Source organism: Alicyclobacillus hesperidum subsp. aegles, assembly GCF_027923525.1.
In the GTDB taxonomy this organism is placed as follows: domain Bacteria; phylum Bacillota; class Bacilli; order Alicyclobacillales; family Alicyclobacillaceae; genus Alicyclobacillus; species Alicyclobacillus aegles.
The window spans coordinates 1-12267 of the sequence record NZ_BSBJ01000048.1; the positions used below are offsets into that span (position 1 = coordinate 1).

18 protein-coding genes are annotated in these 12267 nt (G+C 54.9%); all 18 read left to right on the top strand.

Annotated features, from left to right (window positions below):
* Positions 1–239 (top strand): hypothetical protein (locus QMF38_RS09645; protein WP_281759297.1); only part of this gene is annotated, 239 nt, incomplete at its 5' end.
* A 26-nt stretch (positions 240–265) separates the two neighbouring features.
* Positions 266–1858, top strand: coding sequence for a DUF2213 domain-containing protein (locus QMF38_RS09650; protein ID WP_281759298.1), 1593 nt, complete (start codon positions 266–268; stop codon positions 1856–1858).
* Between the two features lie 12 nt (positions 1859–1870).
* Positions 1871–2395 (top strand): structural cement protein Gp24, encoded by a 525-nt coding sequence (locus tag QMF38_RS09655; protein ID WP_281759299.1) that lies wholly within the window; start codon positions 1871–1873, stop codon positions 2393–2395.
* Between the two features lie 23 nt (positions 2396–2418).
* Complete coding sequence (locus tag QMF38_RS09660; RefSeq protein ID WP_281759300.1) at positions 2419–3429, top strand: DUF2184 domain-containing protein; 1011 nt, start codon at positions 2419–2421, stop codon at positions 3427–3429.
* 14 nt (positions 3430–3443) lie between these two features.
* The gene (locus QMF38_RS09665; protein WP_281759301.1) at positions 3444–3668 is read left to right on the top strand and encodes a hypothetical protein; all 225 of its coding nucleotides are present in this window, start codon (positions 3444–3446) and stop codon (positions 3666–3668) included.
* A gap of 8 nt (positions 3669–3676) precedes the next feature.
* Positions 3677–4168 carry a DUF4054 domain-containing protein gene (locus QMF38_RS09670; RefSeq protein ID WP_281759314.1) on the top strand — a complete coding sequence of 164 codons (492 nt, stop codon included), beginning with the start codon at positions 3677–3679 and terminating at the stop codon, positions 4166–4168.
* Positions 4169–4174: 6 nt separating this feature from the next.
* Positions 4175–4804: a phage virion morphogenesis protein gene (locus QMF38_RS09675; protein ID WP_281759302.1), complete on the top strand. Its 630-nt coding sequence runs from the start codon at positions 4175–4177 to the stop codon at positions 4802–4804.
* On the top strand, positions 4801–5163 hold the full coding sequence (locus QMF38_RS09680) for a hypothetical protein (protein ID WP_281759303.1): 363 nt from the start codon (positions 4801–4803) through the stop codon (positions 5161–5163). The genes QMF38_RS09675 and QMF38_RS09680 overlap by 4 nt, the downstream gene beginning before the upstream one ends.
* Complete coding sequence (locus QMF38_RS09685; RefSeq protein WP_281759304.1) at positions 5163–5729, top strand: phage neck terminator protein; 567 nt, start codon at positions 5163–5165, stop codon at positions 5727–5729. The genes QMF38_RS09680 and QMF38_RS09685 overlap by 1 nt, the downstream gene beginning before the upstream one ends.
* Positions 5730–5739: 10 nt before the next feature.
* Positions 5740–6852: a DUF3383 family protein gene (locus QMF38_RS09690; RefSeq protein ID WP_281759305.1), complete on the top strand. Its 1113-nt coding sequence runs from the start codon at positions 5740–5742 to the stop codon at positions 6850–6852.
* A gap of 13 nt (positions 6853–6865) precedes the next feature.
* Complete coding sequence (locus tag QMF38_RS09695) at positions 6866–7315, top strand: phage protein (protein ID WP_281759306.1); 450 nt, start codon at positions 6866–6868, stop codon at positions 7313–7315.
* Between the two features lie 14 nt (positions 7316–7329).
* Positions 7330–7809, top strand: coding sequence for a phage tail assembly chaperone (locus QMF38_RS09700; protein WP_281759307.1), 480 nt, complete (start codon positions 7330–7332; stop codon positions 7807–7809).
* On the top strand, positions 7806–7988 hold the full coding sequence (locus QMF38_RS09705) for a hypothetical protein (RefSeq protein ID WP_281759308.1): 183 nt from the start codon (positions 7806–7808) through the stop codon (positions 7986–7988). Before QMF38_RS09700 ends, QMF38_RS09705 begins: the two co-directional genes overlap by 4 nt.
* On the top strand, positions 7985–9754 hold the full coding sequence (locus tag QMF38_RS09710) for a hypothetical protein (protein WP_281759309.1): 1770 nt from the start codon (positions 7985–7987) through the stop codon (positions 9752–9754). The genes QMF38_RS09705 and QMF38_RS09710 overlap by 4 nt, the downstream gene beginning before the upstream one ends.
* The gene (locus QMF38_RS09715; RefSeq protein ID WP_281759310.1) at positions 9754–10329 is read left to right on the top strand and encodes a phage baseplate protein; all 576 of its coding nucleotides are present in this window, start codon (positions 9754–9756) and stop codon (positions 10327–10329) included. Before QMF38_RS09710 ends, QMF38_RS09715 begins: the two co-directional genes overlap by 1 nt.
* Before the next feature lie 58 nt (positions 10330–10387).
* A complete protein-coding gene (locus QMF38_RS09720) occupies positions 10388–11128 on the top strand; it encodes a DUF4352 domain-containing protein (protein ID WP_281759311.1) in 741 nt (246 codons plus the stop codon).
* Positions 11129–11186: 58 nt separating this feature from the next.
* Positions 11187–11537, top strand: a complete 351-nt coding sequence (locus QMF38_RS09725; RefSeq protein ID WP_281759312.1) for a phage baseplate plug family protein — start codon at positions 11187–11189, stop codon at positions 11535–11537.
* An 11-nt stretch (positions 11538–11548) separates the two neighbouring features.
* The coding region (locus QMF38_RS09730) for a hypothetical protein (RefSeq protein ID WP_281759313.1) at positions 11549–12267 on the top strand (719 nt) is incomplete at its 3' end.

The window sequence follows — 12267 nt, forward strand, 5'->3', positions numbered from 1 at the left end:
ACCGCTACATGGATCGGGTGTTGGTATCGTGGGATGACCCGCCGAGTCCAGAGCAACTGGCCGGCGAGTCACACATCTACGGGCACTACCATGCAGGCTGCATCTTTAACTGCCGCTGCTATGCGGCGCCGCTGATACGACTTGACTACGGCGTCGAATGGCCGGCGAAGGTGTATCGAAACGGGCAAATCGTCCGGATGACACAAGCGGAGTTCAAACGATTTACGGGAGCCTACTGAGGCTCTTTTTTTCATGCTGAAAGGGGGTGAGAATCACGACCAAAGCGTATTATGCCAGTCGCTTCTCACCAAACCTGTCCTTTACGCCGGAGGGCTTTCTAATCGCGCAGAATGTCTCGATCAGTCGTGCCGGCTGGTACGAGTATCTTGAAAGCGAGATCGGCCTGCCCGGAAACAACATCGTGCGTGTCTTCCGGCCGCCAGAAGAAGTGTTTAGTGCCGCTGCGATGGCGAGCTTCGAGGGCAAGCCCGTGACGGACCGACATCCTCCAGACGGCGTATCACCGGAGGACGCGGCGGTCTATGTCAAGGGAACCGCGCGCAACGTTCGGCGCGGCACAGGCGAGGACAGCGATCTCCTGTTCGCCGATCTCATCATCTACGACAAGCGCCTCATCGACGAGATCATGGGCGGCAAGCGAGAAGTCTCTGCAGGCTATGAGTGCGACTACGTCCCGCAAGAGGACGGCACGTACTTGCAGGTCAACATCGTCGGCAATCATGTCGCCGTCGTTGAGCGCGGGCGCGCAGGCGATCGTGTACGCATCCACGACGAGGACAACGCCGAAGAAGTGTCTAAGCGCTACGGCATCGCGGTGAAAAAGGACGGCCATCGCTCCCCTCCAGAGGGCTACCCCCAAAACCGTGACGATTACGCAGACCCAGTCAACTACAAGTACCCCATCGACTCATCTCATCTCCGCTCAGCTCTCGAGTTTTATAACCGTACAGGCGAACGTGAAGCTGGCGACTACACGCCGGAAGAATGGCGTGTCATCGGCCGGCGCATCGTCGCTCGACTCGAGGATGGGTATGAACTCAAAGATGGAAAGATTCAGCAGAAAACCACAAGAACGAAAGGTGCTGATCACATGAAGGTGAAACTGCCGCACCGCAAGCAGTCGCGAGTGACAGACGTCCTAGCGGCCATTGGCCTCAAGCACTTCGCGGCTGATGCAGAGCCGGACGAAATTGTAGATGCCGTAGATGCTATGGCAGAAGAGCGCGTTGCCTCGCAGGAGCCAGACACTACGGCAGATGCAGATCCTACATCTCCAGACACGGAGCGTATGGATGCGCTCGAGAAGAAACTCGACGCTCTGACGGAGCTCGTGCAGAAGCTCGCAGAAAGCAAAGCGGCGACGAGTGACGAGGAAACGCCGGAAGAGGCCATTGATGCCGCGATTGCTCAGATGGAAGATCCGGAGAACACGCCTCCGCGCACGGATGACGACGACCCCGAGGAAGATGATGCGCACCTCATCGATCCTGGCATGGTCGAGGACGAGGCTGGCCCCATCGCTCCGCCAGAGGATCGTCCGCGCTCCGGATTTACGGCGGCAGACACGGCAACCAAGATTGCAGCGCTCCGTGCGATTAAGCCCGTGATCGCAGCTATCTCGGATCCCGTGGCCAAGAAGAAAGCTGCCGACGCAGCGATTGCGGCGATCAAAGGGCGTCCGACGACCAATACTTATGGGCAAATCCAACGAGCTACGCGTCGGCATGTGGCGGATAGGCAGCGCGCCTCAGGCGGCACGCAACCACCGCAGGACTTGTCGCAACTCGGCATGGAGTGGGCACGCAAATACAATCCGCACTACAAAAACGTGCAGTAAGGAGGACATGACATGGGCGGTTTTGCAATTGGCAAGACGCTAAACTTCGGCTACCCGGGTAACGTCTCGCGGTCGGCTGACGCAATTATCGTGAATCGGCCGGTGCAGTCGACAGATACCAATCCGATTCCGTTTGGTTCGCCGGTTGTATTGAACGCGAACAACACCTATAGCTTGTTTGGCGCGAGCAACACGGCGGCGCAGTTCGCGGGTATTGCAATCCGTGAAGTCAAGCAGGCTACCTCCTATCTCTCTCAGCCCTATGGTCAGACGCAATATAACCCAGGCGATCCGTGTGATGTCATTGAGCGCGGTTCGGTCACGGTCACATGCAATGTCGGCACCCCGACCGCAGGCGGTCCCGTGTACATCCGCGTCGCCCTGAACTCGTCCATCCCACAAGGTGTGATTGGTGGATTCGAGGCGGCGGCCGATGGCACCAACACGGTGGAACTCACAAACGTCGTGTGGAAGACCGGCCTTATGGATGCGAACAACACGGCAGAAATTACGATTCTCACGCGGAACAAACCGTAACTCTAGGTGAGGGGGCTTAACACATGACAATCAATCCTGGACAGCGAGTCTACACTGTGCCGGGCATGCAGGGGCGCGTCATGACGAATGACGCGGCGATTGCAAGTGGCATGGCTTTTCTGAATGCCGAGCTCGAAAAGCGCGACCCTCGCCTGCTCGAGCCGTTGCAGAGCGTGACCTGGCCTCGCGACATTGTGGCACGCACTGGCGGCGGCTGGGTGGAGTTCACATCGCAGTACTTCACCGACTACGCCACGACAGGAGGCGTGAATAACAGCGGCATCATAGGCGGCGAAACGAACGACATTCCGATCATGCAGGCGAACATCAACAAGGAAGTTTGGAAGGTGTTCACCTTCTCAAACATCCTGAAGGTTCCGTTCGTCGACCAGCAAAAATTGCAGGGCATCGGGCGTTCACTTGACGACATCCTCGATAAAGGCATTCGACTGAACTACAACAAGTCGATCGACAACATCGTGTATGTGGGCGTGCCCTCGATTGGCGTGACGGGGCTCACCAACGACCCGAATGTAACCACGAGCGCGGCGCCGAATGGTGCAAGCGGATCGTCCCAGTGGGTGAACAAGACACCGGACGAGATTCTGGCTGATGTCAACAGCATCATTGAGGCGACATGGCAAGCGTCGGAATACGACTTGACCGGCATGGCGAACCATATCCTCGTACCGCCCGTGCAGTATAGCTACTTGGTCGGTCGGACGGTGTCGAGCGCCGGTAACATCTCCATTCTCCAGTTCCTTCTCGAGAACAACCTTGGTCGTAACCAGGGGATTGAACTGGCCATCATGCCATCTCGTTGGTGCACGGGTGCAGGTACGGGCGGCAAAGACCGCATGATCGCGTATGTCAACAGCGAGGATCGCGTGAACTTTGATCTGACTGTGCCGCTTTCGCGTGTCATGACGCAGCCGCAGGTCACGGAGATGGCCTATCTGACGGCATACGCGGCGCAAATTGGTCAAGTCAAGATCTTGTACTATCAGAGCATCCAGTACATGGACGGAATTTAAGAGAGGTGCGAGACATGCGAATCTTTTCGAAGAAGGCATACAAGTTCCATCACCCGACCGGTGCGGAAGCGCCGGTCTCCGTCCGTGCCCTTGATTTTACGGATGTGCCGGATTGGGTACAGCACTCGATGATGTTCCAGTGGGCGCTAGAGGACGAAACGGTGACGGTCGTGAACTCGAAAGCGGATGAGATTGCTGCTGAAAAGGCGGCGACGCGGCGCTCGAAAGCCGGTGAGTAACGGTGAGTATGAATCCGCCGCTGTCAGACCCGATGGACTTCTACTCGTTTGGAGACGGATCGAACATTCGTCAGGGCACCAATCCGCCCTATGCGGTGAGTGACTTTCTCGCCGTGTATCCGCAGTTTGGCACAGACGCCAACGGTAACGCTATCGTACCGCAATCCGTTCTACAGACGTTCGTCACGTTGGCGTCGTCCGTGCTGCAACAGGTGCGCTGGCGGTCCTACTGGCAGGTCGCCGTAGGACTGTTCACTGCCCACTTTGCCACACTGTATCTTCAAAGCTTGGCCGATCCGAACAGTGGTGCGGCAGCGGTGTTTGAGGCCGGACGTGCTCAAGGTGTGATCACAGGTGAGTCTGTCGGCGACGTGTCATATTCCGCAGATACAGCGGTCGCGAACGTGGACGGTTGGGCAGCATGGAATCTCACGTCATACGGTCAACAGTTGGCCACGATTGGGCGCCTCGTCGGGCGCGGTGGCATGTATGTGTGGTGATGGGTCGTGATCAAGGCCATGGCCAAGGTGACGGTCAAAAAAGACCTCACTGCAGAGATCAAGAAGTCCTTACAGGCCCTTGCGCATTCTGACGTCTACGTCGGCATCCCGGAGGGCGACATCGGCGATCATCCGAACATCACGAATGCGCAGCTGCTTTACATTCAGACGCATGGTGTCCGGACAAAAGAGATGCGCGAAGAAATGAACGACTACATGGGTATCACTGCCGATGGTATGCCGATTATGCGGGACTTCAATCGCTTTTTGGATAACCTTGATAGCATGCCATACAGTCAGGCCTACGATCTGTTCATTCACGAACACGGCTCTGCCCTTTGGAAAATCCCTCCCCGCCCTGTACTAGAACCAGCTATCGACCACAGCAAGGATGTCATCGCGGATCAGTTACGACAAGCTACTCTCGCCGCACTCAATGGCGGAGATGTGCAATCACAACTGCGTAAAGCTGGTGAAATCGGCATGCAAGCCGCGAGAGACTGGTTTGTCAATCCGCTTAACGAGTGGCCAGCAAATGCACCATCGACGGTGAAGCAAAAAGGTAGTGACCGACCACTCATTGATACAGGCAACCTGCGCCAATCGATCACATACGTGGTGGTGACGGACGAGTGAATCTCGCTGGAGTGGTCTCTAACTCGCATATGTCCCAAACCGTCACGATTTTCCGTAAGGGCGGCAGTTGGGTCGGTGGTCGGTGGCAACCCACGGAGGTATCCATCACGGCACGAGGTGTTGTGGATGTGCCTGATCCGACCGAGCTGGAGCAGGTACCGGAAGGCGATCGACAGAAAGGCGCCATTCGGCTCTATACTGCGACGCCGGTCATGTTGACCAACACGTCTGGCACATCCGACGAGATCCTGTGGCGCGGGAACCGCTATCGCGTGATGCAGGTTATCCCCTACGCGGACTACGGCTACTACAAGGCCATCGCAGTCAAGATGGATCCGGCCACGGAGGTGTCGTCGTAGTGGCTGACACGGTACTGACTGAGACGCAAATCGAAGATCTATTCCAGTCTTGGACAAGCCAAGTGCTCGGCGTGACAGATCCAAGTGCAGTGCGGATAGGATGGCCGATGGATGGATCACCGGCTTGGGAGATCGGCAGTGATGTTTGCTTCATCCTCGTCTCCTATGCTGACAGCCCTTACACGCGGCAAATCCAGACAGACTATGCGCCTTTGGACGATGCGAATGCCCAAGTCAACCAGACGTACACGGTCGGCTTGCGCGTGTCGTGGACGTTCTATGGCCCGAATGCCTTCTCCCATGCCGACCTTGTCCGCTCCGCTCTTTATCTGGACTCCACCACGCAGACACTGGCATCAAGCAACGTCGCGCTTGTGACAGACGTCCCCATGCCTCTTCGGGCACCGGAATTGTTCGATGGTCAGTGGTGGGATCGAGTCACCTTCTGGGCGCAGTTCAATGAGCTTGTAATGCGCCAATCGAGCGTTCCTTACATTGGGTCGGCGACGATTTCGGTTGAAGACGACCAAGGTGATTCGGAAGTCGTACAAGTTGTTGAAGGGTAGGTGGTGAGCTGTGACCACGCAATCATTGAACGGCATCGTCAATGTGACAGTGAGTGTATCCCCGTCGATGCCGTCTGCATCATCCCTTAATGTTGGGCTGATTGTCGGGACATCAACGATTATCCCCACAGCCACACGCGTGGCAACGTATAGCAGCACGAGCGACATGCTCAGTAGTGGATGGACAGGCACGGAGCCGGAATATAAGGCGGCCGTGGCATACTTTTCGCAGTCTCCCGCACCGACATCCGTCATGATCGGGCGGCAAGACGCCACGGTGCCAGAAACGCCGCTTGAGGCTGTGCAGGCGTGCCGTACGGCCAGCAATGGCTGGTACGGTGTCTATGTATGTGGGGTTGCCGACAGTGACATCGAGGCCATTGCGCAATATGTCCAAAGCGCACAGCCGCAAACGATGTTCTTTTACGACACGCAAAGCGCCAATGTCGCATCGGGCACGACCCCGAACGTCATGTCCACACTCCAGAGCGATAAGGACAATCGCACGTTTGGTCTCTATTCAGCGACTGAGCAGTACTCGGGCGCCGCGGCTATGGGTTTAGCCATGGGCTCAAACACAGGACTTGCCAATTCAACGTTCACCATGGCCTACAAGTCTTTGGTCGGCATCACGCCGGACAACCTTTCCACTCAGCAGGTCAGCAATATCACTGGTTGGAACGGGAATGTCTACACCACGTACGGCAACGGATATGAACTGCTGGTGCAAGGTCACATGGCAGACGGTACGCCGCTTGACCAGGTCTTGTATCTCGACGCGTTGACCGTGGACATCCAGACCACGGTAATGAATGCGCTGGTGTCCCTACCAAAAATCCCGCTCACCGATGCCGGCGTGACGATGCTCATGAACGACATCGCGCAGGTTTGTGATCAAGCTGTAACCACCGGCTTTTTGGCGCCAGGCATCTGGAATGGCCCAGCGATCCTCGGCCTCACACCGGGCACGAACCTGTCGAAGGGTTACATGATTCTTGCCGAGAAAGTGTCCACACTCACGCAAGAGCAGATCCAGCAACGACAGGCACCCCCGATCTACGCATGCGTCAAGTTGGCCGGTGCCATCGAGCATGTGGTTATCGGCGTGCAAGTGAGCTTGTAAGGAGGTGTGATGGATGCCAGCTACGACGACGTATAGTTTTGCGGATGTCATCTTTATCATCTCTCACCCGTCGCTTGGGCGGTACTCGGCGCAGGGAACCGGCCTCGGCAGTATCACGGTGACGATGTCGACCGACCGTACAGCGCACGACGTGGCCGCAGACGGTTCGATCATGATCAGCAAGATCGAGGGCAACAACGGCACGATTGCACTGCAGATCCAGCAGACATCCGGATTTAACGCGTGGCTTGTCAATGCCTATGACTATCTTGTCTCTGCGGATCCGTCTGAGTGGGCGCAGATGGCCGTCACGATCCGGTCGGTATCATCCGGCAACTTGATCAATGCGACGGGCGTGTCGTTCCAGAACCGCGCTGAACTGCCCTTGCAATCACAAGGCCAACAGCGCACATGGAACCTAATGGCATCTAGCATCACAGAGACTGTGGTGCCCACATACTGAGAGGTGGATAACGCATGAGCGAACGCTTCAAGACAGTCACCATCAAGGGGCGCGAGTACCAGATCAGCAAATGGCCAGCACGCGAGGGCGTGTACATCGTCACCAAACTCTCCGGTCTCCTTGCGCCGATGTTTGCCCCATTACTACAGGGTGCGGATGCACAGAAACTACTCAACGCCAAGAGCCCAGCTGACTTCGACTTGCACGGCATCGATATCGCTTCCATGTTCAAGCCGCTTGCCTCCATCCCGGAGGCTGACTTTCTGTATCTGCAGGACAAGTGCCTTGCGGTGGTAAAAGTCAAACTTCCCGCGGGATATATCAACGTCGTCAACGACAACGGCTCCTTCGCTATAGAAGACCTTGAGGAAGATAGCATGTTGATTCTGACGTTGATGGTACATGCCATCCTCCACAACCTGGCGGGTTTTTTCGACGGAAGCCCCTTGATGGGGTTGTTTGGCGCTACCCAGGCTACGAGCTCGCAAACTTGACGAATGTCGACCCGTTCCTGTACGCGCCGGTAGTAGCGGGATTCTGGAGCCATCGAGATCTGGTCGAGGATGTATTCACGCTCGATGATCTGCTCGATGCTCACGAGATTTTGCAAGTACGTGCGGAAAATGAGTGGCGGCAAGCTGAATATCTACGCGAAAGGAGCGAGATGCCATGATTGAAACCATTAAGGAGTATCTGGTGTCCCTCGGATTCGCGGTAGATCAATCGTCCTATGAGAAGGCCAGTAAAGCTATCGAGAACGCTGGCGAGATGTTGACTGGCTTTGGGACCAAGGCGGTGCGATTGTTTGGACAAGCGTCTACAGCTGTCGCGGCGTTTGGCGTCGCAGCTGCAACCGGTATGGCCAAGTTCCTCGGTGGATTGGGCAATCAGGAGATCCAGATGGAGATCCTGTCGCGTCAGCTGTGGACGACGCAACAGCAAGCCATGGCGTTTAACGCGACGCTCAAAGCCATGGGTGCGAATCTTCAGGATCTCTACTTGTCGCCTACACTGATGAGCCAGTACCAGCAGCTGCACTCCGTCGCGGAACAGATGCAGACACCAGCCGACTATCAGCAGCAGATCCGCATGGTGCAAGATTTGCAGTTGCAGTTCAAGCAGTTGCGACTCGAGGCGTACTACGCGCTACAGTGGATCGGTTACTACTTTATCAAGTACATGTCTGGCCCCATTACGAACGTCACGAACGTCCTGCAGTCGATCAACAGCGTGATCGTGAAGAATATGCCGACCTGGACGAAGCAAGTCGCACAGGTGATGGTGAGCTTTGTTCAGGCTGGCGAGTACATTGTGCAGGCACTCAGGTCGGTGTGGCACTGGCTGCAACAGCTTGCCCAATATGTACCAGGCTGGGCAAAGGCGATCGGGGCTGGTCTTGCAGCACTGGCGATCTCCAATCCGTTCTTCCGTATGATCACGGCCATTAGTACACTTATCCTACTGTTCGACGACTTCGAGACGTACCTGCATGGCGGTCAGTCCATGTTCGGTTCGTTTTGGCAGCAACTCATCGACTTCTTTGACAAGCTGTCGAAGAACGGGAACGGACTAAAGACGCTCAAAGACACGGTGTTGGGGCTGATCACTGCGATTTTAGGCGCACGCGTGCTCATCCCGATCGTTAACATGGTCAAAGATGCGTTTGTAGCGCTGTTTGCGATATTCGAAGCGGATCCCATTGTCGCAGCGCTTACTTTGATTGGCGTCGCACTCGCTGCTTTCGTCACACGGTTGGCGTTGGCGAGTGATAAAGGCAAACAGACTCAGGGTGTCTTACAAGATCTGCGCTCTGCTTTCTCGTGGCTGAACCAAGAAGTCGATAAATCAGCAAAATTCTTCGGGAACTTGTATGATCTCTTTCAGCAGAATGGTACGATTAAATCCTTTACATCAGCCGTCAAAGGTTTATTCAACGCGTTTGCAGACCTTGGCGGTGCGATTTTGAGCGTTTTATCTGGTATCGGAAGTCTCTTTGGTAAGGTCACAAATTCCAGTAATAAGAATGGTCTTCAAAACTTCTTCCAAATGATTGCCGATATGGCTATCGGCGCAATCGACGTTGTATCCAATCTCGTTGAAGGGCTCGCACAAGTCGTACAAATTGTCGGAGATGTGCTGCAGGGGAAATGGAGCGCTGCATGGGATTTCATCAAAAATCATATGTTGGCGGGGCCGACGGTCGCTCAATATGCAGCCATGCGCCAAAGTGGCGGTAATTCTTCCGCGACACAGCCCACATACGGCCCTCCCTCTTACCCGTACATGTTCCAAGGCCAATCTTCGGTCACTACCAAACATGTCACCGTGAACGCGAACCAGACGAATCACATCCACGGTACGAGCGCTCATGCTACGGCCAACGCCGTCACACGCTCGTACAACAAGAATCTCCATAACCTGCGAGGGGTGATCAGCTGATGGCCTCTCCAATCCTTGATTTGACCAAAGCGCCGATTAAAAGCTATGTGTATGCCAAGACGAACATCGGTGGCTGGTTCTTCGATGCCATCCTGCAGGCGACGCACACCAGTCAGCTGACGATCACACAACACCCTGTGCAGTCTGGATCGTCAATCTCCGACTACGCCTATATGCAGCCGCGTACGCTATCGCTCAATATCGGTATGACGGACGTGGCGAAGAGTTTCATCCCTGGTCAGTTTTCCGGCGGGTCGTCGCGCTCTGTACAGGCATATCAGGTGCTCCTGCAGTTGCAGCAGATGCGCATCCCTGTGCAGGTCTACACGCGCCTTGGCTTGTACCAAAACATGTTGGTCGAGACGCTGACGGTGCAGGACGACAATACCACGACGCACGGTTTGCGCTGCACCGTTGACCTTTCGGAACTCCTGGTAGCCACCGTGGAAGTGGTGAAGATCAGCGCGAATCCGGCTGTCACGGACTCTGCCAAGAAAGGCACGCAGCAGCCGAAGCAAGTACCGTCGTCGATTCTACAGACTCTAGCCAATCTGTTTAACGGCAAAGCAAGCTAAAATGACAACATCCATATATTCTACCGTGTGCTATATTGTGCGCATGGGGGGATGACGGTTGTTATGGTTGAATATCTTAGGGTGGGTATTGGTTCCCTATGTGATGATCTTTATTCAGTGGCGACGAATGCATAAAGCACTTCGTTTTGTTGCTACTGTATGGGCTCTGATTATATTCGCAAACACTGTATACTTAATTCGCGGTAAGCCGTCTGATTCAACAGCACTGAACTCAACGGCCGTTTCGACAAGTGATCAACCTTCACAAAATCAAGATGAAGGTGAAAACACATCCTCTGTTACCGCGACAACAAATGTGTCGCAGTCAGCGCAGTCTAACACGTCTGCCGATTCTTCTACTTCTAATACATCAAAAGTGCGCTATGTTCCGGTTGAAACATACGGAAGAGTAGGAGATTTGGAAGTCCGAGTAAACTCGCTGCAACAGGTTAAAAGCGTTGGTTATGACGGGATAGGTGATACTGCAGATGGTGCGTTTTGGGTCATCAACGTGACCATCAAAAACGATGGTTCAAGTCCATTAGCGATCGTAGATGACATTTTTCACTTACAAGATATAAACGGAGATACTTACCAGCCTGATTCAACTGCAGAGATATATGCCAATACCGATGCTGGAACAATGCCAACCAATCTTAATCCAGGCGTGTCAATGACCACCAATATAGTTTTTGATATGCCTGATTTTATGACGTACCGTCACATAGGTCAGCACTATTCGCTCGTGGCTTCTATGGGTTTGTTTGGGACAAATGAGACTACATATGATCTTCCATAAAGGAAAGTAGATACCTGAGCCGCCTTCGGGCGGCCTTTTTTGTTGGGGGTGATCGTGCGTGTCCAGTGTCGTTGTGCCGATCACATCCGGCGCCAACCAATCTGTGACCTGCACGCTGCCGGTCAATGGCTCCAACGTCACGTTGACGTTCCAGTTCACGTGGAACGGACAGGGCGGTTATTGGTATATGTCGGTCACAGATAACAACGGCAACCTACTGCTGGACGCCGTACCAGTCATTACAGGACAATACCCCGCAGCGAACATCTTACGCCAGTATCAGTACCTGAACATTGGGAGCGCGTACCTCGTGCCGGCATCCAATGGTTTGCCGGACAACCCGACATTCAATGACTTGGGCAGCGACTTTCTGCTCGTATGGACGGACAACGAAGACTATATCGCGTGAGGTGATGTCAAGTGGCGATTCAGATCGACTCCTACGTCGAGCAGCTGGCGCAGATGGCATCGCAGATTTGTGGCCTGGATCCGAACGTCATCTTGGCACAGTGGATGTGCGAAGAAGGAATTTCTAGCGCCAACTGGCCGAGCAACAACCCGGCAGGCATTACGCCCGGCAATTCGGCTGTCGATCAATACTCCACCGGGGTCAACGCATCTGGTTTTCTCATTTTCCCGACGCCTGCCGCTGGTGCCGAAGCGTACGCGATGCTCTACAAGACCGATCCGAACTATGCGAACGTACGCGCGGCCATCCAAACCGGCAGCCCTGCGGCTGAGATCCAAGCCATCGTGAACAGCCCGTGGGATGCTGGTCACTATATGGAGGGCGGCTACAACCACCTGCTCGCTGCCTACAACGAGATCACCGGGCAGAATGTGCAGCTCGTCGACAACACGAACACAAGCGCGTACGCCTATCCCACGGACTCCACGGACACCGGCATCGCCAATCAAGTCAGCTTCCCGGCGACGAACTACAGCGTGGTTGCAAACAGTCAGCGTACCGGTAACGTGCTCTATGGGCGTCGCTACCGCATCATCGTGAGCAACTCAGCAGGCATCGCGCTGGACGTGTCAGACCTTCATTGCACATTCGACATCCAGTACGTGGTGAACCAACAGCCACCGTTCAGCACGATCGTCATCTACAACCTCAAGCCTGCGACGGAGAACTT